We start from the raw sequence: 22068 nt of genomic DNA on the forward strand, positions 1-22068 counted from the left end.
AGGAACAACATATGAAACGAAAGAAAACAAGCATTCTCCCACTTTTTAAAGCGATTGCGGCCGGCACGATCACGCTGGCGTGCGTGCTTTCGCCCGCTCTGGCCCAGGAAACGGCCGAGCCGGTTTCGATTACCTTGGTGCCTAACGCCGGCCAGACGCTGCGTGGCAAGACATTTGTCGCGCATCGGCTGTTTGATGTCGTGACGTCCGCGGATCAAAGCTCGGTCCACTATACGTGGAACGAGGCGTACCGGCCCGCGATTCAAGCCGCCGTCGGCGCGGCCAAAAACCAGTCCCCCGACACGGTGCGCGAATGGGAGGCGGTCGACTACATTGCCGGTCTGGACGCCCAGGGGCCCGATTCTTCCTTGCGCTTTTTTGTGGAGGCGCTGCGCGACCAGCTGGAAAGCGAGAGCGGCACCCGGATCGAGGTGGACGAGCTGGAGCCGGATGGCAGCGTCGTCATTCGGGATCTGGCGCCGGGCTGGTATTTGGTGGACGAGCACAATGTCTACAACAACGACATGCATTCGGCGGCCTCGCTTTGCCTGGCGGCAAGCGCGAACGCGGACATTCGTATTCAAATCAAGTCCGACTATCCGGATTTGATTAAAAAAATCGAAGAGGACGACCAGGGAATCGGCTGGAACGATATAGGCGACTTCGAGATCGGGCAGACGATTCCGTTTCGCTATGAAACGAAGGTGCCGGCGATGGCGGGCTACGATACGTACTCGCTCGTGTTCCACGACAAGATGGATCCCGCGCTGGATGCCGATTTGGATTCGGTGCGGATCGCCGTGATGGACGGGGAGCGAAGCGTGCCGATGCCGGAAAGCGCGTTTCGGGTCGAAACCGGCGTCGAAGGGGAAACGTTTCAAGTCGTCGTGCCGGATTTGAAAGCGTTCGTGGACGAGGTGTTTGGCCAGGACGCGCGCGGGCAAACGATCGTGGTGCGCTATGACGCGCGCCTGAACGAGACGGCGGCCGATCAAACCGGCCGGCCCGGTTTCGAGAACGCGGTGCGGCTCGAATTTTCGAACAATCCGGATTCCGATGGCAAAGGTGAAACCGGGTTCACGCCGTGGGACACGGTCGTGTGTTTTACGTACCGGCTGGAGGGCGCCAAAGTCAACGAGGCGGGCACGCGTCTGGAAGGCGCGCGGTTCCGTTTGTATCGTGACGAGGCATGCGCGGATGAAGTGCGCTTGAAAAAGATAGAAAACGGCTATGTGGCGACGTCGCAAGAGGGCGAGGAAATGGTGTCCGACGCCGAGGGCCGGTTTTCGGTTTTCGGGCTGGATCAAGGCACGTACTATTTGAAGGAAACGAAAGCGCCGGACGGATACCGCCCGCTGCCCGGCCCGATCCGTCTGACGCTGACACCAACCTTTCCGGCTGAGCGCGATGCGTACCGCCAAGGGGAAGGAGCGACCGACCGGATTTTGACGAAGCTGGAAGCCGAGGTGTCGTTTCCGCAGGACTGGAACGGGAAAACCGAGCTGGATACTGATTCGGCGGCTGGGTCGGCTTTGCTGGAGGTCGTCAACCAGACCGAGGCCGCGCTGCCGAAAACGGGCTCCGCGTTGACGATCGTGCTGCTTTCGGCTGGCTCGCTGCTTATTTGGGCGGGGCGTAAGGCGCGCCGCAAAGACCGCGATGAAGAAGCGAAGTAAAAGCGGCGTGTTGATTGGGCTCGGCTTGCTGTGCGCGTTTTATCCGCTGGCGGCGGGATGCGCGAGCAGCTGGCGGATGCGTCAGGCGTTGTCGACGTTTCAAAGCGCGAACGCGACGCTGGACGCCCGCAGTCTGGCGCGAAAAAAAGAACGGCGCGCGTTGCTGAACGAAAGCGAAGGCGAAGAGCGAGAGGCGCTGTACGCGTCGATCGAAGCCGAGGGCATCATCGCCCGGGTTCGCATTCCAATCATTGACGTGGATTTGCCGGTTTATGCCGGAACCGGGGAGGAAACGCTGCAAAAAGGCGTCGGACACTGGCCGTCTTCGGATGTGCCGCCTGGCGGACCGGGGGCCCGGATGGTTTTAACGGGGCATCGGGGCTTGTCGAGCCACCGGCTCTTTACCCGGCTGGACGAGTTGAAGCCGGGCGACCGCATTTGGCTGGATGTGTATGACGAGTCGCTGGCGTATCGGGTGGAAACGATCGAGGTGATCGAGCCCTCGGCGCTGGAACGGCTGGCGCCCCGGGAAGGGAAAGACTTGTTGTCGCTTGTGACGTGCACGCCGTATGGATTGAACACGCACCGGCTTGTGGTGACGGGCGAGCGCGACGGATCGGCTTCCGTGGAGGAGCCGCCGCAAAAAAGAAAGCTGCCTTCGTGGCGGGAACTGGCGTTTGGCTTGCTTCCGTTCGCGCTGCTTGGGGCGGTATGCAGACGAGGAAAGGAAAAAAGGATATGTGGAAAAAACTATTGATGGCGCTTTGTGTCGGTCTGGCTTTGCTTGGCATGTGCAGGCCGGCGTATGCCAGTGAGAAGAAAGGGGAGATGACGGTGCTGGTGAAAGAAAGCACGAAGGTGTCGGCGCTGCCGATCGCGGATTACGACCAGGGACGGTTCGTGATGCGTCCGCCCTGGACGCCTTGCGATTTGAACGAGATCAAATCGGCGCGCGAGCTGGACGAGCTGGCGGCCGTGTTGAAAAAAGAGGTGGTTGATCATTTGGACGGATATCGTCCGGACTTGATCGAGGGAGTCGCCGACGCGCGCAACCAAATCGAGTTTCGTGAAATGGAGCCGGGCGCGTATTTGATGTGGAGCGACGACCGGACGATGGCGCCGCTGATCGTTTCGATTCCGGTTTGGGACGAGGAGGCGAAGACGATGGTGTTTTCGGTAGTTGTCGAGCCGAAGCGAAACGAGTTGGACGAGTTGCGGATCCGCAAGATCGACGCGCAGACGAAAGAGCCGGTTTTGGGAAGCGAGTTCGCGTTTACGAGCTACGAGGACGCGGCGTGCACGCGGCGCATCGAAACCGTGGCGGGCGATTCAAAAACCGGAACGGCTTCGTTTTGGCTCGCTTACGATGTCATGTATATAAAGGAAACGAAGGCGCCCCAAGGCTATCGGCTGAGCGACGAAGTAGTGAAGGTGGAGGAGCGCAACGGGGTCGTGACGATCAATGGCCGCATGGCCAACGTGCAGGACAAACGAGTCGAGATCGACTATGAAAACGAGAAGGTCCGCTTGTTCGTTCCGACGGGTTTGATGACGAATCCGGGGTTGTACGCCTCGCTGGCGGTGTGTAGCGCGGGAGCGATCGCGCTACTGCTGAAATGGAGCACCCGGCGATGAAACGGCTGGCTGGTATTGGCTTGCTTGCGCTGACGGTTTTGTTTTGCGGCTGCACGACGGCGAAAAGCCTCACGCTGCTGACGGATAGCGGCGATTTGGTGAAGCTCACGCTGGATACGACCGATGGACACGATTGGGCGTACCGGGACAACGTTTTGACGATTGGCTTCCGGGACACGAAGGTGATGGAAGGCGTTTTGCTCAGTGGCGACGGGTACGAACGCTTTGTCGAACGGCTGAAGGAAGAATACGAATTCACCCATGAAACGACACCGTTTTCGCTGGACTGGATGGTGCGCGATGGCGAGGTCACGCTGTTGTTTCCTATTGATCCAGGACGGGTAGGCATGATTTTGAGCTCCCGCGCCGAGGAACAAGCCGTGCGTACGGTGCTGGAGAAGCTTTCGTTTTCGGCCAAAGAGAAAGAATGAAGAAGATTCCGGAAGAAAACCTGCGACTCATTCAGGAATTCACGTTGTTTGACGATTTGTATATGAACGTGTTTTTCAAGGATTTCGAGGAAGGCGCGCAATGGATGCTGCGGCTCATTTTAGACGATCCGCAAATCGAGATCGAATCGGTGCGCGTGCAGGAAGTCGTGTTGAATTTGACGTCGAAAACATCGCGGTTCGACATTGCGGCGACGGATAAAAAAGCGAATCACTACGACACCGAGTTTCAAACCGTTTTGTATCCGGATTTGAAAAAGCGGGGCCGGTTTTACTTGAGCAACGAGGATATGGACATGCTTCCACGTGGAGAAAACTATGACACCCTGGCGGACTCGTATGTGATTTTCATTTGTCGTGGCGACGTGATCGGGGATGGCGCGCCGATGCACCACTTTACGATGAAAGACGAAAACGGGCTGGAACTGGGCGATGGACAACACTTGATTTTCATCAACGCGGATTATGCGGGCGACTGGCGTCTGAAAGACTTGATGGAGGACTTCAAGGAAGCGGATCCGGACAAAATGCGGTATGATATACTTAAGAAAAGAGCCGAACGCTTAAAAAAGGAGGAGGTTGGCATCATGTATATGAACGAGAGTTTACGCGATCTGGTGAGCAAAAGGGAGCAGGCGGCGCAGCTTGCGGGCTACGAAATGGCCTATGAGACAGCACAGCGGGAACAATATGAAAAACAAGCGAAGATCGCGCAAAAAATGCTGGCCGACCACATGCCGGCAAAGAAAATCGCCGAGCTGCTGGACATGACAGTAGAGGAAATCGAGAAGATTCGAAAAAATGAAAGATAAAACGATAACAGGAGGAGGATAAAGCTCCTCCTTTTTCGTGATACAATGGACGAAAAGAAATGGAGCGAGAAGTTTATGAAATATACGAAAGTGCTCGATCGCAGCGGTAAGACGATGGAGGTTGTCCACAACAACACCCGCAAAATCGTGCAGGTGCTGCGTTTTCCCGAACGGCAGGGCGACGTGTTCGACTTGCTGACGCGGGGAATGACGATGAAAGAGGCGGAGGACGAATACTTGAGACAGTGCAAGGACGCCCAGCGCCGGCTCGACTTGCTGGCCAAGGCGGATCCCAAAGCCCATATCGCCGTGTTCGAGGAATACGAGGTGAAAAAGATCCCGGGCGGCACCGGCTGGCAAATCGAGATCCTGAAGCCGTATCGGATGTCGCTGGCGGAACTGAAAAAAGTGCACACGTTGACGGAGGCGGAGGAGAAAACGCTCGTCGACCAGCTGTGCCAGGCGCTGCGTGAAGGCAAAAAGGCGGAATGTGGCCACGACCGGATCAAACCGGAAAACGTGTTTGTCGTCGCGGAAAACGAGTTCGCGCTCGACGATTTCCACGGGGAAACCGAACCGGCTCTTGGCTTGCTGGCGGATCTGGTCGAGACGCCAGCGCTGAAGGAACAACTCGCCGCAGGCGATGTGTGGAGCTGGAACGTATGATGGGGATCGACTGGACGAAATATGATGGCGTCCTTTTTGATTTGGATGGCACGCTCGTCGACTCCATGCACGTGTGGGAGCAAGTCGTGCGCGCGATCTACGAAGCCAGCGGCATCGACTCGTCCGTACCGGAAGACATGAAACGCTATCACGCGATGAAGGTGTCGGAAGTGTTCACGTACATTCGAAAGCGCTGGCAAACCGCAATGGACGAAGACGCGATGCAGAAAATCGCCGACTCGATTTTGCTGGAGCAGTACACGTATCATATCCAGCCGGTGCCTGGCGCGATCTCGTTTGTGAAAACGTGTCGGGAAAAAGGAAAGAAACTGGCCGTCGTCACGTCGAGTCCGATGGTTTTGGTCGAGCCGGTCTTGAAGCGGTTAGGAATATGGGATGACTTTGACGGAATCGCGAGCGCCGAGGATCAAAAGCTGAGCAAGCGCGAACCGGAAATTTTTACGCGGACGCTAGACGCGCTGGGGATCTCTGCCCAACGAACGCTCTACTTTGAGGACAGCCGCTACGCGCTGGAAACGGCCGATAGGCTGGGTATCACGGGGATCGGGATGAAAACGGAGACCGAGCCATATTTGGACCGGGCGGCTGTCGAGGATTTTTGTGAAGTACGATAGCTTGTATTTGCCGGTGTTGCTGCGCCAGGCGCGCCTTGCACGCGACTGGTCGCAGGAGAGCGTGGCCAACGGGATTTGCGCGGTGTCGTATTTGTCCAAAATCGAAAACGGGAAGATCGTGCCGGCGCCCGACATTGTCGAAGCGCTCGCCAAACGGCTTGGCTTGACGCTGGAGGATGCCAGTCTGACGCCCATCGAGGCGAAGCTGGACGCGTTTTACGCCAGCCACTACGAGCAGGAGGACGGGGCGCCGGTCTTTGAAGCCGAAGAGCTTGAACGCATGCTTGGTTCCGTCTTCGCGCTGGACGCGATGCTCATTCGCTGTCAAAACAGGGAGGCGGTCGAAACATTGCGAAGCTACGAGCCGTTTTTCGACGCGCGGCAGCGTCGCAAGTACGACGAGCTCCGTCTTTTGCAGGGAGCGTGGAGCGAGGAGGCGTTTCTGGCGACGTATCATGACTTTTTCGCGTACGCGTTCGCGGCGGAGACGAGCTGCCGTCACGAGCGGATGCTCGATTGTCTGGCGTACTGGAGCGAGGCGTTGTCGATCGCGCAAAAGGAGATGGATGTCGAGCGCATTTTGGACGCCCTGCTCGGGCGGCTGGTCGCTTTCAGCATTCTTTCGGACATTCCGTCGATGGAGCGGGTGTTCGCGCAAATCGAGAAGGTGGCGACGATGACGGCGACGGATTCGGCCAGGCAAATGCTGGACAACGCCCGCTACAATGTCGGGGCGTCGCGGCTGGAGCGTCGCGAGTACGCGAAAGCGTTGGAACTGCTGCTTGGTTGTGCCCATCGTCCGCTGGCGGCGCATAAGATCGCGCTGTGCTACGAAGGACTTGGCGAATACGAGCTGGCGAAAGCGTGGATCGTGAAAGAACAACAACGCGCGTCGTCGGTGTTTTTCGATGTCGTCCGGTATCGTTTGGAGCATCCAAACTATTTGCGCGAGGAAGCGTACGCGCGCATGATGAAACGGTGTCTGGACGAGGCGAGCGAGAACTACCATTACGGCTACTTTCTCTTTCATTTGCCGTACTATTTGGATGTGCTTGAAGCCAACCGGCAGTACAAGGAGGCGTACGGGCTGCTGAAACGGCATTTTATCAAACAATGGGATTAAGGTTTCTTTAAGCCGATTTTCCGGGCTTTTTTTATCACGGACGAAAGATTGGCTTTTTGTTTGGGATTTTTTATGCTGTAGGTGTGAAAACCAAGACAAAAAGGGGGACCATTACCATGCAAAAACAAACGCTTTGGACGAAAAATTTTACGATTATCACGCTGGGGACGATCATTTCGAGCATCGGCTCGGTGGCGATGAACTTTGTGCTTTCCTTTGTCGTGTTCGACCAGACGCAGTCGACGTTTCTGGCAGGCCTGTTCGCGGCGATCTCGTTTGTGCCGCGCTTCGTGCTGCCTGTCTTTTTATCGAGCGTGCTCGACCGGTTTCCGCGGATGCCGTGGATCGTCGGGCTCGACTTTCTCAATGGCGCGCTGTACGCCTTGTTTGGCTTGTACTGCCTGTCGTTTTCGTTCTCGTTTGGCGTGTACGCCGTCTTTTCCTTGCTGATCGCGACGACGGGGTCGGTGTACGAGGTCGCGTACGAGAGCGTGTATCCGAATTTGATTCCGGAGGGTTTTTACGAGCAGGGCTATACGGTGTCGTCCATGATTTATCCGACGATCACGATGGTTATGACGCCTATCGCCTCGTTGTTGTATACGCGCTTTGGGGTGGGCTGGATCGCCATTGTGTACGCGGTTTTGTTGACGATTGCGGCGATGTTCGAGCAAAAGATCCGGCTGGAGGAGCGGCGCGGCGAAGGCCGGTTCGATTTCAAGGCGTATGTGCAGGATTTAAAAAACGGCTTTTCTTATTTGCGACAGGAAAAAGGATTGCTGGCGATGTATGTGTCGATCGCGATTTCGCAAGGAACGGGGTCAGGGGAGCAAAACCTGATGATCGCCTACTTTTCAAAAACGCCGGGACTTGGCATGGTGAAGTATTCGTTGTTTTCGGGAATCGAGTTTGCGGGAAGGACGTTGAGCGGGCTTCTTAACTACAAGTTTCCGCCGCAAAAGCGCTATCGGTTCGCGATCTATATTTTTGTCATGATGACGTACGCCCTGTTTGACGGCTGCTTGTTGTGGCTGCCGTTCGCGCTCATGTGCGTCAACCGGTTTGTTGTGGGGATGCTGGGGATCACGTCGATTACGATTCGTTCGAGCAGCGTGCAGACGTACATTCCTGATTCGATGCGGGCGAAGCTCAACGCGTTTGTGGCGTTCGTATACGCGCTGGCGACGATGGTGTTCCAGCTTGCGATTGGGGCGCTGGGGGAAATCGTGCCGATCCGGCTGCTGATCGCGGGGACGTCGGTCGGCCTGGTCGGGGTGTATGCACTCTTGCTGGTGCGCAACCGGAAGCACATCGAACCGATCTTTTTGCTGGAAAAGAAAAGCGATTGAAGGCGGGAAGAGGAAAACTTTTACGGTTTTTCTTTTTTTTGTTGCGTGGATCTTTGATATCTGCTAAAATGAATGAGCTTATAATTCAGTGCAGTCGTATCGAAGTGGCCATAACGAGCTCGACTCGAAATCGAGTTGCCTTAACCGGCACGTGGGTTCGAATCCCACCGACTGCGCCATTGATAGGTCAATCGTAAAGATAACATACGATTTGAAAATAAAATTGGATAGATAAAGAACTTCGGTTATTTTCTACTCCATAAGGAAGGCCTTCCAACGAACTTTAAACAAAGGTTCGCCGGGAGGTCTTTTCTTATGGAAAATCTTGAGATCCACCGGCTTGTGTGGAAAATGGATCGGAGGATGACTAGAATGTCCGCTATCTTACAAGAATCGAATAATAATTTATCTCATAAAATGAATAGCAGCTCTTTTATTTGCGTGGAGAATGATAAAAGCACGCGTTCTTTCACAAATCCAGGCAGTAAGATTTGTGAAAGAATCACAAGAGAGCAACAGGAAAAACTTTTTCTGATCGAAACTATGGCGATGCTGAATGCTTTGCCGGAAGAAAAAAGAAAATTACTCTATGATTTTTTCGTGCTGAAAAAGTCGAAGTCCTTTTTGGTCAGAAAATATAAAATCAAGGATGTGAAGGGCGCCTTGTATTTTTCGCTGCTTGATCTGGCCACTTTGGATCCGGATCTGGATTTTTCCAGAAAGGAGTCCGCAATCTTTGAGGACAAGTGTAAACGGCATCAAAAAAGAGTCGATGAGAAGCTGAATGTTATTCTTGAAGATGTCGATCGGTTGAAACGTCAACTAGTCGATGGGTACCATCACCATCATTTGAAAAAAATTCCTCTTCTTTCCAATGATGTCCCGAATGAGCACTTTTTTCAGCAACGTCCTGGATCGGATCGACGCGATTATAAACGACGGTCCTTACTTGCCTTTGCTCTCTATTGCATCCAAAATCCGGATACGCCGGCAGAGGTGATCGAGCGGTTTTTGGCCAAATTTGATTTTGGCCAGAATTTCATGAAAAAGGTTAAAGCCTTTATTGAGAAGGGAGGCTTTAACCATGAAGGCTAGAGAAATTGTCAGCTATATTCACCAAAACATGCAGCTGACCTTCCGGCCGGAAGATACGGTGGAATGCCATGCCTCCATTTTAAAGGAGTGGTCAAGAAATGATGCCCTTTTACCGACGCATGAAGTCGATGTGCTGCGGCTTAAATACGATGACACGATGGGCGGATTCCATGATTTGAACTTTATCGAAAGCCGGTTCCTGGATTACGTAGAAAAAGCAGAGCAAGACGAAGAGGAAGACGTCTATTTTTCGCTCAATAGTTTTTGGTCTGTAAAGCGTACGGAAGAGGATATTCGCCACCTCAACGCCTTTGCGATTGATTACGACTTTTACAAGATCAAAAAGTACGCGGATTTGACGCCGGCCGAGATGTACGTGCAACATATTCAACCATCGTTGCCGATCGAGCCAACATTTGTGATTGACTCCGGTCGGGGGCTGTATTGCGTTTTTTGTATTGAGCACACGCCGTATCAGTGTACCGACGTTTACAAAGCCATTTACAGCTACATGGTAGAGTCCCAAAAGGAATTTGGCGCCGATGCCAAGGCAAGTCTATCGACGCAAGTGATTCGCGTGCCTGGTTCTTTAAATAGCCGTAGCGGTCGGATTGTAAAGGTGATTGAGCATAAAGACGTACGCTATACGATTCCGTATTTGGCGTCGATCTTTTTGCCATATACGCGATCACAAGTGCTCGAGCACAAGCGTAAAAAGCTTCAGAGTGTGAAAAAAGTAAAAGTGGCCAGAAAAGGAAATAGACTGAAATCGAATTTGGCCACTTTCGAAAAAGACCTGATTGCATTGATTCAGCTGCGCAATGAGGTCGGGATCCAGTCCGGGTACCGGGAAACTTTACTTTATCTGTATTGGGAACGTGCGCAGAAAATCGAAATAGACGAAGAAGCTATTCGCAAAAAAATACTGTGGCTGAATAGTCTTTTCAGTGTACCTTTGCGTCAGAAAGAAGCCTTGAAAAGGTGTCGACCGGCGAGGGTATATCAATTCGTTACGAGCCGATCCAAAGCGCTGCAAAAGCTCGAGATTACAGCAGAGGAACAAGCTCACCTATCTTTTTTGGTAGGCGCGCAGCGCAGCGCGTCGATGCGGAAAAAGAAGAGTAGGAAGAAAGGACTGGTACGGGGACGTACAAAGGCCGCCCAGGCACGCCATGAGCGCCGTAAGTCGATACTGATCGGATTTGCCCAGGGTATGACAGCCGCCGCGCTGGCCAAAGAGTTAGGAGTCACTAAAAAGACGATATTGGCTGACTGCAAGTATATCTCAACGCATATCCAGGAGTTTATACATTTGATTGAGACACTGAAAAGGAGTCTGGCCAATCGTTTTGGCCAAAATCAAAATGATAGCCGGGATGAGGGAACAAAGGGGGTGAGGCAGCCGATTTGGGGTTTTCTGACCTAGACGGAGCCTCGGGAAATTTTTTGTCACACTAATGTTATCTATGTCCCGGCCACGGGCGAAAAAATGTTTTTAATGTCTTATGTTCCAAAAAATCCATGCCCTGTCAAATATGCTTTTTGACAGTTCCTGTCTTTTTTGCTGTGTAGAAAGCAGGAGGGCAGCAAAAGATGGAAGTCGTAATGAGTGATTTTTTGGAACATTGTTTTCGGCGGGAACCGATCGAGCTTTTAAAATTACAAAACGAGCTTTGGAAATACATGGTGGCAGAAGAGAAGCCGGAGATTTTTGAGGTCGATTTTGCGTTTGGAAGAGTGTGGTTTAGTCCGACTGGTAATGTCGTTTATTTGATAGAAGAAAGAGAGGAAGACTTATATGATTTTGAAAAATAGAAAAGAAATGGGTGCTTTTATCGCGAGTTTGGAAGCGTATGGATTTACGCCAAGGCTCATTGGAGAAATTGTTCGGGATTATGAAGAAAGAAAGAAGTCGATTGATGAAGAGTATGCGCTGGAGTTGTATGAGAGTGTAGTTTGGAGAGTGAAAAATGAGCAAGAATCTTATGAAGAGTAAGCGTTTTAAGACTATAGTTGAGCTTTGGATGTTGCAATGCTTGAATCGAAATGGTAATTGCTTGATCGGCAATGCCAGGATCAAGGACTTCGGTATTTCCGCTATTGAAAAAGAATTTTTGAAGTACGATAAAAAGGTTCAAATTCTCCCGATATTCAATGGTGGAATGGAAGATCCAACCCCTTATTTAGGGCCAGGTGGTCGAAAAGCGATGAATAGAGATATATCATTCGTTGCATATATATATAAAGGAATCTAGAAGGAGGGATAAAAGATGGCTTTATATTTTGAGGTAGAAGGCAGCATGTATATTTCCGTTGTTCCGCAAGACGAGGCCGGCGAAGAAATTGTAGTTGACCACGTTGAGCCGGAAGTGATTGAAACTTTTAAAAAGCGCATCGCAAAAATGTTTTGTGCATCAAAAGAGGATGTCCAGAAAATTTCGAAAGAATATTATTTGAAACATGTTGATGAAGAAAGCAACGAGTAAAGAGAGTTGAGGAGAGAGAAAATGACAAAACGAGAAGCGTATATAAATGCCTATGAGGATATGAGATACTTTTGGGAAAAAATGGAAAGAAGTAAATTTTTCAGTGAATGGAATGAATCGCCTTATAGTGACCATTTTCTAACATACATTGAAAAATATTTTGAAAATTCGGTGCCGGAGGGGTGCAGATTTAGGACTTCGATTTACGAGAGCGAGCACATTTTTTTGAGTATTAGCCATGATAAATCATTGGAGGATGGTTTAGATATTTCGTCTTCGATTTCATTTTCTTTCACAGAAAATGATTCGAATTGGCCATGTATTTTAAACGAAAAGGGGAGAATTGACGTTGTAAGCATAAAAAAAGAGATCCAGAAAAAGATTGACTATCTCGATAAAAGGATTGGAATTTTAAAAAACTTTGATCCGAAAAAAGTGGCTGAAATTTATGCGCAGATTCAAAATGAAATTAAAATATGGGATAAAACTATCCCGGTTGAATTTAGTGAATTTAAGATATTTGAGGATTAAAATCAGAAAAAAATGGGAGAAAAACAGTCATGAAAATGAAACCTTTGACGAAAAAAGAAGAAGAAATTATGCGAGTATTCTGGGAGCAGTCTAGGCCGTTAGGGCTAGACTGCTTATCGGAAATTCTTCCAGAATACAATTTGAAAGAAAGGCTACCGCAATCCCACTGGCTTTAGACGGTGGGTTAAGGTAGCCAAAGTCAAATATCAGATGATATAAAACAGTTTTCGTATGAGATATGCCAAAAACACAATGTAACTATCAGATATATGGAAACAGACAAAGACCATATTCATTATATGATAGAAACAGAGCCAACGATGTCTGTTAGCAAAATAGTAAATCTGGTAAAAAGCTACACAACATATCATATATGGGAAAGGTATCCAAATTATTTACGAAAACAATTCTGGAAGGAGCATACTTTTTGGACTGATGGATATTTTGCATGCAGCGTAGGTAATGTTTCAGAAGAAATGCTTAGAACATATATAGAAAACCAAGGTTAGAAAGGCGGTGAAAGCCGGTGTTAAAAGCATATAAATACAGAATTTATCCGAGTAATGAGCAGAAAATACAGATAGCAAAAACATTTGGCTGCTGCCGTTTTGTCTATAATCAGACACTGTCATACCGGAAAGAAGCTTACGAAAAAGAGAAAAAAACTGTCAGCAAAACAGACTGCAATAATTTCTGCAACAGAGAGTTAAAGAAGGAATATGAGTGGCTGAAGGAAGTGGACAAATTCGCCCTTACAAATGCCATTTACAATATGGATGCAGCATACCAGAAATTTTTTAAGGAACATGCAGGATATCCGAAATTCAAGAGCAAACATGATAACCATAAGTCTTATACTACAAATTTCACAAATGGAAATATAAAGGCAGATTTTGGGCATGGGAAAATAAAACTTCCAAAGTTAAAGCAAGTAAAGGCAAAACTCCATAGGGAATTTGAGGGACAGATAAAGTCAGCGACAGTTTCGCAAGTTCCAAGTGGAAAATATTATGTTTCCATCCTTGTGGAAACGGAACATGAGAAACTACAGCATACCAGTCATAATACAGGGCTGGATTTAGGCATAAAGGATTTATGTATTACATCTGATGGGAAGAAATACGAAAATCCAAAAATTATCAGGAAATATGAGAAGAAACTGGCAAAGCTGCAAAGGAAGCTGGCACATAAAGAAAAGCGAAGCCAAAATTACTACAAAACCAGGAAAAAGATAGCATTATGCCATGAAAAAATAACAAATACCAGAAAAAATTATCTGCATAAGATTTCCCATAAAATTATCAGCGAAAACCAAGTGATAGTTTCGGAAAATTTACAGATAAGAAATATGGTAAAGAACCATCATTTGGCAAAATCAATATCAGATGTGTCGTGGTACGAATTAACAAGGCAGCTGGAGTATAAGGCAAAATGGAATGGCAGGGAATATGTCAGGATAGATACCTTCTATGCAAGCAGCCAGATATGTTCCAGTTGTGGATATCAAAATACTAATACAAAAGATTTATCAGTAAGGGAATGGGTATGTCCTGTTTGCAGAGCAAAACATGACAGAGATATTAATGCTGCAAAGAATATTTTAGCAGAAGGATTAAGACAAATAGCATAAGGTAATAAAATACAAATAGGGACGGTTCAGCCCGAATTAACGCCTGTGGAGATAGTAGGTTGCGAGGTCTGCGAAGCAGGAAGCCCATTGGCTTTAGACAATGGGTAGTTCACCACGATGCAGGTTGTATTGAGAAAGTTGAAAAACACAGGGTTTATCAAGCGGTTTGGTCTGGAGGATAATGGGAAAAACGGTACACGGACATACACCATGTGTATCAATGAAACCGATTATATGGCATCGCTTGTTACAGATAAGCAAGTTATTTCACTGGCTACCAAACTCATTCGGTCTATCTCATCCAAAAAAGATTTGGATCAGCTTATGGAATTGATTGCCGAGCAAGAAATGGAACTTGAAAAGTAAGAAAATCTGCGTATGCACCGAACAAGAAGAGGGTTGACGAAATATAGTTGATTCTCTTTTTTTATGCCTTATGGGTTGCCACAGGGACAATCAATGTCAATGGTAAAGTGTACGGCTAAAGCGGCCGCCATTGACATTGATTGTCCCTGTGACCGTGAAGAAAGTGGGGTCGGCGATAAACCGGCATAGGAGGAAATAACAATGGCAAATCTATCAAATGCATTCGGAAGCGTGATAATGCAAGCCGAAAAAAAAGAGACAATCGACAATTTAATTTCTTTGTTTAATGCATCCGGAGATTGGAATTATGGGGATTATGGTTTGATTTTAGATGATGATATTTCTATTCGCCAGGATGAAAAAGACTGCATTGCAAGGGCAGATTTTTCAGGATGCGGAAGAAATACTTTTTCGGATACGGTTGAATTCTTGATGGCTAACTTAAAGCGTTATTTGAAAAAAGAGAACGCTTTGGTAGTAGCTTTAGAGCAAGAAGAGTTCTGCATAACCATAAACTATACGGATGCGGAAAATGGGTATATGGTTCTTTATAAAGAAGAAGATACGCTTACACACCGAGCCGGAACAGGATTGGAAGATACGAGATTTCAGATTGAGTATCAGGAAGGATTTGATTGGACATGGGCAAATCGTATCGACCTGGAGACCGAGGATTTAAACAGCTTGATGGATTGTTATCATGAAACGATTTTCAATATCGAACCCGAAGAGTGGGAGCAGGAAGAGGTGGAAAATTTCCTTGATGAAATGGAAGATGAATTGCCCGATTTAGTGAATCTTTTTGGGACGGAAAACGAATTTTATCAGGCAAATCCTGCATTTTATCAGCTCTATCAAACCGCAAAACGGATGGCGAAGACGTGGCAATGATGCCACGCTTTTTTGATGGGTGAAAATGAAAAACGGAAAAAAATAATCTTTATGGCTTATGGAGAGGGCGGTTAAAAATGAAATGAAGTGCGCGAAGAAAAATGGCAAGAAAAAATTTTTATGTTTTATGGTTTGACGCGGCTCCTTCTTTTATCAATGGTAAAGTGTACGGCAAAAGCGGCCGCCATTGACAAAAGAAGTCTCCACGTCCGTGAAGAAAGTGAGGCCGGCGACAAACCGGCGGGAGGACATAGAAATGGCAACAAAAAAAGAATCTTATTTACAGGCATACAAAGAAATGCGGGATTTCTGGACAGCGATGAAAAACGATAGTCGATTGGATGCGTGGGATGGAAAAGTTTACAATAAACGCTTTCCAAAATTCATGGAAGAATCGTTTGAGGCGCCACAGCATTACACTTTCACAACACAGGTTCGCGCATGGAAAGAAATCAAACAAGTATTATTGATACTCGAAGGACCAATGGCAAGGTATACCACCGTTTCGCTTTATACCATGCATGGAAATGATTTGGGATGCCTTGGGTTTTTGGATGAATCCGGAAAGTGCATTGATATTGCGAGTGTCAAAAAAGCGATTCAAAAAAAAATCGACGATCTAGATAAAAGAATTGAAATCCTGGAGGCGTTTGACGAAGAAGAGGCGACAAAGAAATGTGAAGATTTACGGAACGCGATTTTCTGGTTTAATCATCGGCTCCCATACGAGTTTGTAGAACTTCGCGTTTGATCGACGCGATCCGGACGCAAAAGCGTCCGGATTCTCTTCTTTATGATTGGAATTATGATTGCTATTTGAGTATACTGAAATTAGAAAAAGGGGTAAAAATGCTAAACATATCAGAAAAAAACTTACGGATCATTGAGAATTATAATTTGTTTGACGACCTTTATATGAACTGCTTTTTCCAGCATTTTACGGAAGGCGCTCAATTCGTTTTACGGATGATTTTAGACATTCCTGACTTGATTGTTGAAGAAGTAGATGTGCAAAAAGTTATCAGATTTCACGTAGTTTCGAAAACTACCCGAATGGATGTCGTAGCGACGGATTTGGAAGGAAACAAATACGATATCGAATTTCAAGTCGTTCCAGAAGAAAACCTTCGGAAAAGAAGTCGTTATTATTTGAGCAATATGGACACGGACATGTTAAATCGTGGAGAGGATTATGAAAAACTGGTCGAGGCTTATGTCATCTTTATTTGCGAAGGAGATGCGACAGGAGATGGAAAACCAATCCAGCATTTCATGATGAGAGATGAGGATGGTATCCCACTCGATGACGGACATCATATCGTTTTTATCAACGCAAATTATAAGGGGGATTGGAGATTAAAAGACTTGATGAATGATTTTAAAGCCAAGGACCCGAATAAAATAAAGTATGATGTATTAAAAAACCGAACAAAATTTTTAAAGGAAAAGGAGGAAGGACTTATGTATCTGAATGCGGACTTGCAAAGATTAAGCTATGAGCAAAAGATGGCTGGACGTCAAGAAGGACGACAAGAAGGACGACAAGAGGGGCGACAAGAAGAAAAGATGGAAACGATCCGGAGAATGCTAAATAAAAATTTTACAACGGACACGATTGCGCAGATAGCAGAGGTCCCCATCGAAGAAGTTGAAAAAGTAAAAAAAGAAATGATGTAAAAAAGGAACGGCAGAAAGTTGAAAATGCCGTTTCTTTTTTGTTTTTGAAAGAGGTGGTAGGAGGAAGGGAAGAAGTCTGCATTTCGGGTTGACAATGGCCCAAATTTGCGCGGGTCTGATTGTTCATATGATTTTTTTTAGGAGGCGCTACGCGCCTCACATATTTCCCCACAATCAGACCCAATTAAAAAACGCAAGCAAGGGTCGTGTCATTACATTTAAGACCGGGTCGTGTCATTACATGACACGATATATTTTCGGGGTTTCACCCCGATCCCCCAATAAAAAAATCTCAAAAATGTTATAAAGGTATTGTGTCGTTTTTTGAAACGTGCTAAAATGCTATCATCCAGAAAGTGTAAACGTAAGAGCGATTCCGAAAAGATTCGCTCTTTTTTCGTGTAAAGGAGGGAATGGAATGAAAGACGATTATTTTCAAGTACGCTGCACAAGTGAACTGAAAAATTTGATTCGGCGGCGCGCCGAATTTTTTGGAATACCCATGACGTCCTTGATCCAGGACGCTCTTTTGTGTCCGTACTTCATCAAATATGAAGTGCCGGGAAGTGCCGAGGACATGCAAATGGAGTTGACTCGGATCGGCGTTAACTTAAACCAGCTGGTCAAAGCAATGAATGAGATCAATTTGGAGTCAAAACGACATCATGATATCAACTTATATGTAAACAATCCGCAGTACGCAGAGCTTGCGATGACGGCGGCCAATATCTTAAATGAATTTAAAAACTTTTCAAAGGAATACATCCCGCGGCTCAATGATATGCTGCGCGCAATGCCTAAAAAAGAATATTATCCGGATGTCAAAGCCATGATGGATCAGGATCCGGATTTAAAAAGGCAGGTAATGAATCAATGGCAACCGTAAAGGGATGGGCAATCCGGGCGAGTGCGACGACAGCCATCGCTTATGTGCTCGATCTAAAACATGATTTGGAAAAAACAACAGGTGGCTATCTTACGCATTCAAGTGATCCTAGATCTGGACCGCCTGAGTTCGCATCGGAAACCTGGAAGCGATGGCGAGAAGATCGTATTTCGCAAACCGGTCAAGATCCAAAGATCCAGGCTTACCATTTCATTCAATCATTCGAACCAGGAACGGTTGTACCAGAACAGGTTTTTGACATCTCCAAACAATGGGCGGATGAAATCACCCAGGGAAAATATCCCTATGTCCTAGCGGTTCATACCGACAAGAAACATTTACACGCCCATATCGTCGTCCATCCTTTTGAGAAGGGAACGGGAAAGATGTGGGATATTTTTTGGCGCAACGATTTAGGAAAATTTCGAGCTGTATCCGATCGGATCTGTAAAGAAAATGGATTGACAGTGATTCAACCAAAATCCAAGGCACGCACGTATAACGAGTGGCTCGAGGATGCGGGCGATGGACAGCAGACGCGTATCCGTAAATTGATTGATTATGTGGCACCTAGGGTAACAACCTATGAACAATTTAAAGAAGTCTTCGCAAGAATGAACATTCGAATCGAAGATGGCACTTTGCCGGCAGAAGCCAATGAGCATTTGTCGGCTTTTTCTTTTACGGCGAATCGTGTCTTATTTGGCCCGGAAAAAGTGGTTGGTTGTTACTCGATCAGGATGCCGAGGACCCAAAATTATATCCAGATTCCGAAGGAATGCATTCGCTGGATCTATCATGACCAGGTAGCGGCAATCACGCTTCCAATCGAACAAGAGTTTCAGACTCTGCGATTTGAAAAAGACGGATCCATTGTAAAGGGGACGGTCGGTATCAAAGAGATCCAGGAACATTTCCAGGAAAACAATTATCAAAAAAGGACAAGACAAGGACTGCGTATGAAACTGCCGTATGGACGGCGGTTTTTGAAAACACAGTATATACGCTCTGATGTCATAGGGGGCGAATGCAGTCTGGAAAATGTGAAAAAAAGAATCGAGGAAAACCAGGAAACGGATCCGGAAATGCTGGATTTTTTGCAGACGGATGATTTGGAAAAAATCGAGAACGGCCGTAAAGCAATCTATAAAAACGCGGATGTCAAATTTGCAAAATGGCATCGGGATCCGTGGCAGGATCGCGACTGGTATTTAAGCTATATTCGAGATCGCGCGGAAACGTCCTGGCAAATGATCGAATGGGAAAGAGCGATGCGCAAAGAAATGAAGAGCCGTCCAGGATTGATGGAAAGCAAGGAGAAATTGCAAAAGGAAATCAAAACAGTTTCAGATTTGATCGAGCAGCTAGAAAAGAAAGTGGCCAAAATGGAAGTCGATTTAATCGAACATACCGAAGGAACTGAACCGGAATTTGTCGAGAGATACATCAAAGAAAATTTAGATCCATTGATCCAGACGAGAAATCATTTGATCCAGGAAATGGGATACATCAATAAGTCGCTTATGGATTTGGACCGATTTGAAAAATATGAAAAAAGAAAAGCAGAAAGAAAGGAAGTGGTACGATGATTCTAGTCATGGTGATTGTGGCTGTATTGCTGGGATATTCGATGGGACGTAATTCGAAAAGCAAAAAATTGAAAAAAGAGATCGAAGAACTGGAAATGCTTCGTCAAATTTTGATGCAGGAAATTCACCAAATTGACGAAAAAAATGAAGAAAGTGCTTGACAGGTTTTTAGCCAAAATTGGGAGGCCCGGCCCCTGCAAAAGCAGGGGCTATGGTAATTTTTGATTTTATGGTTTATGTTGCACAGCAAGCTGTGCCTTGAAGAAAGTGAGCCGAGGGCAAAAGAAAAGGGAGAATGATATGATAAAAAGAAAGAATTGCGAAGATGAAGAATCAGGCGTATTCATCAATGCAAACGATCAGGAATTGATTAAATTCTTGGACGCCATGAAAGAAGAGCAGGAGGAAAAGAAGATATGGGATTTAGAAATTCAGTACAGGACGCGATGAGCCGGGGGTTCCGGAAAATTCCAATCGAAAAAATCCGGATCAACGCGAACAACTTTTACGCGCAAACCGATTTTGAAGAGGAAGCCATTGACCAAATGGCTGATTTGCTGGAAGAAAACGGTCAGGATGCCAACATCCTGGTGTATCTCGATCCTCGCGAAGAAGATGGAAAAGAGTATACACTTCTTTCGGGCGAACGTCGTTTTAAAGCGATGAAAAAGCTCCTTGATCTTGGCAAATCGGACGGGATGATCCAGGCGAAAATCGAAGAGGCGCCGGAATCGCCAGAGGATGAAATGCTTCGACTGATTCGAGGAAACGCGCAGCGGACCAAATCCAAAGAGATTCGCTGCCTGGAAGTCAAAGCTTTGCAAAAGGTTTGGGAAGAGATGAAACGCAACGGGACGGCGCAAGGCCGATTCGTCGAATGGGCCGGAAAAAATATCGGTGTCAGCGCTCGGCAGATTCAAAATTATCTCACATTGGCGCAGATGGATATGGTCAAGGCCGAAGAAGCGAAAGGTCAAGATCCCGAAGCGGCGCCGGTCGAGTCCAAAGACGACGAGCAGCTGCAAGCCTTCCTGAAAGATTTGAGTCGTGAGGTAAAAGAGCAAAGCGGTGGCATGATCTCGATCAACAAAAAGATGACGATCTCCATCAAGTGCGGATCGCTCCAAGAAGTGATGACCGCTTTCGACCAGCTCGGCTTTACCCAACAAGTGCAACAAATCCAAGAGTATTTGAATGAAAATGAGAAAGGGAATGAATAACTATGGCAAAGATTATCGCGATGGTCTCCAATAAGGGCGGAGACGGCAAGACCACGTCTTGCTTGAATTTAGCCTACGGATTAGCAGTCGCCGGCAAAAAAGTTTTACTCGCCGACATGGACCCGCAGTCCAACAGCACTTCGATTTTAATGGGTCTTTCGAAAGATTTGACGGCCAAAAGCGCCGAACAATATAAAGAGGCCTATGCCCGCTACTTAGACGAAGGGATCGACTCTTTCCTGGCCGCTTTTAAAGCGCTTGAGGAATACGTGAATAAAAACGATTTTGAAGCGGATGTGCACGACGTGATCGAGGGTACGACGGGAATCAAAGAAGCAATCCGGTCGACGAAATATGAAAACTTGGATCTTCTGCCGGCATCCCACAAGCTGGCCACATCCGATTTGAAGCTGAAAAGCAAGCTGGCCGGCGCGCTAAGCGTCTTAAGAAAAGCATTCAAACAAATCGAAAACGAATACGACTACATCATTATCGACAACCAGCCTTTTGAAAACAGCCTCACGCTCAATAGCTTGACAGCTTGCTATAAAGAAGGGGATTTGGTCATCATTCCGACGAAGATTGACCGTGGCGGACTGGAAGGAACGTACAGCACATTGAACAGTTGCTACTCGATCCTGAATGAGGAAGAACTGGATTTTGACGTGAAGCTGCTCGTGACGATGAAGAACCGGAACGGGATCGACTGCGCATGGGTACAGGCGCTCAAAGATACGTTCCAGGACGCCGTATTCGATACCGTGATCCGGTACCAGGCGAAGCCGATCGCCGACGCCAGTTTGAATCAACAGACCGTTCTGGATCGTTATCCAAACACGCCGGTCGCGCAGGATTATCAAAGATTTGTGTATGAAGTTTTGAATCAGAAATAGGGAGGGAAAAGACATGAATCAAGCAACATATTTAGGCTATGTAGCCTTCGAAATGGAAGTAAAGCAAACCCAGTACGGGAAAGTGTATTTGCAAAATTCTTTGAACGTTCGCCGAACGTTCAAGGGAACAGACGGGAAATACGGATACGATTATATCCCGTTCACCGTGTACGGCGCTGCGGCGGAGCAGCTGGCCAAATACGTTAAAAAGGGCGATCCATTGATCTTATCCGGATGGATGGCGTCATCCCAATATCCAATCAAAGCCGTCGATCCAAAGACGGGTGAAATTCGCGAAAAGAAAATCCAGACGATGAATTTGAATGTGGAAAAATTCGAATTTGTACCAGCTCGCAGTAACACCACGCCGCAACAGGAAGATAAAAAGTCGCAAGCCCCACAAGATCTATACTATGCCGGAGATAATCTCCCGCACATCTAAACTTTTGTAATGACAAA

28 protein-coding genes and 1 tRNA gene are annotated in these 22068 nt (G+C 47.4%); all 29 read left to right on the top strand.

The window, feature by feature from the left end; all coding sequences use genetic code 11:
* Positions 1-11: 11 nt before the first annotated feature.
* Positions 12-1676, top strand: a complete 1665-nt coding sequence (locus ABNS49_RS06525; RefSeq protein ID WP_135979142.1) for a SpaA isopeptide-forming pilin-related protein — start codon at positions 12-14, stop codon at positions 1674-1676.
* Positions 1660-2433 carry a class C sortase gene (locus ABNS49_RS06530; RefSeq protein WP_135979141.1) on the top strand — a complete coding sequence of 258 codons (774 nt, stop codon included), beginning with the start codon at positions 1660-1662 and terminating at the stop codon, positions 2431-2433. Before ABNS49_RS06525 ends, ABNS49_RS06530 begins: the two co-directional genes overlap by 17 nt.
* A complete protein-coding gene (locus ABNS49_RS06535) occupies positions 2415-3311 on the top strand; it encodes a prealbumin-like fold domain-containing protein (protein WP_135979140.1) in 897 nt (298 codons plus the stop codon). Before ABNS49_RS06530 ends, ABNS49_RS06535 begins: the two co-directional genes overlap by 19 nt.
* Entirely contained in the window at positions 3293-3742 is a 450-nt protein-coding gene (locus tag ABNS49_RS06540; RefSeq protein ID WP_289116464.1) for a hypothetical protein, read from the top strand. Before ABNS49_RS06535 ends, ABNS49_RS06540 begins: the two co-directional genes overlap by 19 nt.
* The gene (locus ABNS49_RS06545) at positions 3739-4572 is read left to right on the top strand and encodes an Rpn family recombination-promoting nuclease/putative transposase (protein ID WP_135979138.1); all 834 of its coding nucleotides are present in this window, start codon (positions 3739-3741) and stop codon (positions 4570-4572) included. Before ABNS49_RS06540 ends, ABNS49_RS06545 begins: the two co-directional genes overlap by 4 nt.
* Positions 4573-4647: 75 nt before the next feature.
* On the top strand, positions 4648-5238 hold the full coding sequence (locus tag ABNS49_RS06550) for a hypothetical protein (RefSeq protein ID WP_168353484.1): 591 nt from the start codon (positions 4648-4650) through the stop codon (positions 5236-5238).
* Positions 5235-5873: an HAD family phosphatase gene (locus ABNS49_RS06555; protein WP_168353483.1), complete on the top strand. Its 639-nt coding sequence runs from the start codon at positions 5235-5237 to the stop codon at positions 5871-5873. The genes ABNS49_RS06550 and ABNS49_RS06555 overlap by 4 nt, the downstream gene beginning before the upstream one ends.
* Positions 5860-6996: a helix-turn-helix transcriptional regulator gene (locus ABNS49_RS06560; RefSeq protein ID WP_168353482.1), complete on the top strand. Its 1137-nt coding sequence runs from the start codon at positions 5860-5862 to the stop codon at positions 6994-6996. Before ABNS49_RS06555 ends, ABNS49_RS06560 begins: the two co-directional genes overlap by 14 nt.
* 116 nt (positions 6997-7112) lie before the next feature.
* A complete protein-coding gene (locus ABNS49_RS06565) occupies positions 7113-8345 on the top strand; it encodes an MFS transporter (RefSeq protein WP_135979135.1) in 1233 nt (410 codons plus the stop codon).
* Positions 8346-8435: 90 nt separating this feature from the next.
* A tRNA-Ser gene (locus ABNS49_RS06570) sits at positions 8436-8524 on the top strand.
* 136 nt (positions 8525-8660) lie between these two features.
* Positions 8661-9440: a hypothetical protein gene (locus tag ABNS49_RS06575; RefSeq protein ID WP_289183927.1), complete on the top strand. Its 780-nt coding sequence runs from the start codon at positions 8661-8663 to the stop codon at positions 9438-9440.
* Entirely contained in the window at positions 9430-10866 is a 1437-nt protein-coding gene (locus ABNS49_RS06580; protein WP_289183926.1) for a hypothetical protein, read from the top strand. Before ABNS49_RS06575 ends, ABNS49_RS06580 begins: the two co-directional genes overlap by 11 nt.
* Positions 10867-11033: 167 nt before the next feature.
* Entirely contained in the window at positions 11034-11255 is a 222-nt protein-coding gene (locus ABNS49_RS06585; RefSeq protein ID WP_289183925.1) for a hypothetical protein, read from the top strand.
* Positions 11239-11436 (top strand): hypothetical protein, encoded by a 198-nt coding sequence (locus tag ABNS49_RS06590; RefSeq protein ID WP_289183924.1) that lies wholly within the window; start codon positions 11239-11241, stop codon positions 11434-11436. Before ABNS49_RS06585 ends, ABNS49_RS06590 begins: the two co-directional genes overlap by 17 nt.
* A complete protein-coding gene (locus tag ABNS49_RS06595; RefSeq protein WP_289183923.1) occupies positions 11411-11695 on the top strand; it encodes a hypothetical protein in 285 nt (94 codons plus the stop codon). Before ABNS49_RS06590 ends, ABNS49_RS06595 begins: the two co-directional genes overlap by 26 nt.
* Positions 11696-11710: 15 nt before the next feature.
* A complete protein-coding gene (locus ABNS49_RS06600; protein WP_289183922.1) occupies positions 11711-11926 on the top strand; it encodes a hypothetical protein in 216 nt (71 codons plus the stop codon).
* 21 nt (positions 11927-11947) lie between these two features.
* Positions 11948-12457 carry a hypothetical protein gene (locus tag ABNS49_RS06605; protein ID WP_289183921.1) on the top strand — a complete coding sequence of 170 codons (510 nt, stop codon included), beginning with the start codon at positions 11948-11950 and terminating at the stop codon, positions 12455-12457.
* 526 nt (positions 12458-12983) lie between these two features.
* Entirely contained in the window at positions 12984-14087 is a 1104-nt protein-coding gene (gene tnpB / locus ABNS49_RS06610; protein WP_348688096.1) for an IS200/IS605 family element RNA-guided endonuclease TnpB, read from the top strand.
* 117 nt (positions 14088-14204) lie between these two features.
* The gene (locus ABNS49_RS06615; protein ID WP_348688098.1) at positions 14205-14453 is read left to right on the top strand and encodes a hypothetical protein; all 249 of its coding nucleotides are present in this window, start codon (positions 14205-14207) and stop codon (positions 14451-14453) included.
* A gap of 201 nt (positions 14454-14654) precedes the next feature.
* Entirely contained in the window at positions 14655-15344 is a 690-nt protein-coding gene (locus tag ABNS49_RS06620; RefSeq protein WP_289183919.1) for a hypothetical protein, read from the top strand.
* Between the two features lie 256 nt (positions 15345-15600).
* Entirely contained in the window at positions 15601-16095 is a 495-nt protein-coding gene (locus tag ABNS49_RS06625; RefSeq protein WP_289183918.1) for a hypothetical protein, read from the top strand.
* A 65-nt stretch (positions 16096-16160) separates the two neighbouring features.
* Positions 16161-17021, top strand: coding sequence for an Rpn family recombination-promoting nuclease/putative transposase (locus ABNS49_RS06630; protein ID WP_289183917.1), 861 nt, complete (start codon positions 16161-16163; stop codon positions 17019-17021).
* Between the two features lie 418 nt (positions 17022-17439).
* Entirely contained in the window at positions 17440-17907 is a 468-nt protein-coding gene (locus tag ABNS49_RS06635; RefSeq protein ID WP_290148248.1) for a hypothetical protein, read from the top strand.
* Positions 17895-19496 carry a relaxase/mobilization nuclease domain-containing protein gene (locus tag ABNS49_RS06640; RefSeq protein ID WP_290148249.1) on the top strand — a complete coding sequence of 534 codons (1602 nt, stop codon included), beginning with the start codon at positions 17895-17897 and terminating at the stop codon, positions 19494-19496. The genes ABNS49_RS06635 and ABNS49_RS06640 overlap by 13 nt, the downstream gene beginning before the upstream one ends.
* Positions 19493-19657 (top strand): hypothetical protein, encoded by a 165-nt coding sequence (locus ABNS49_RS06645; protein WP_290148252.1) that lies wholly within the window; start codon positions 19493-19495, stop codon positions 19655-19657. The genes ABNS49_RS06640 and ABNS49_RS06645 overlap by 4 nt, the downstream gene beginning before the upstream one ends.
* 139 nt (positions 19658-19796) lie before the next feature.
* Positions 19797-19946 carry a hypothetical protein gene (locus tag ABNS49_RS06650; protein WP_290148254.1) on the top strand — a complete coding sequence of 50 codons (150 nt, stop codon included), beginning with the start codon at positions 19797-19799 and terminating at the stop codon, positions 19944-19946.
* Complete coding sequence (locus ABNS49_RS06655; protein WP_290148256.1) at positions 19913-20716, top strand: ParB N-terminal domain-containing protein; 804 nt, start codon at positions 19913-19915, stop codon at positions 20714-20716. The genes ABNS49_RS06650 and ABNS49_RS06655 overlap by 34 nt, the downstream gene beginning before the upstream one ends.
* Positions 20717-20718: 2 nt before the next feature.
* A complete protein-coding gene (locus tag ABNS49_RS06660; RefSeq protein WP_290148257.1) occupies positions 20719-21609 on the top strand; it encodes an AAA family ATPase in 891 nt (296 codons plus the stop codon).
* Between the two features lie 13 nt (positions 21610-21622).
* On the top strand, positions 21623-22051 hold the full coding sequence (locus tag ABNS49_RS06665; protein WP_290148259.1) for a single-stranded DNA-binding protein: 429 nt from the start codon (positions 21623-21625) through the stop codon (positions 22049-22051).
* The last annotated feature ends 17 nt before the right edge of the window (positions 22052-22068 follow it).

The organism is uncultured Dubosiella sp. (genome assembly GCF_964018005.1).
GTDB lineage: Bacteria > Bacillota_I > Bacilli_A > Erysipelotrichales > Erysipelotrichaceae > Dubosiella > Dubosiella muris.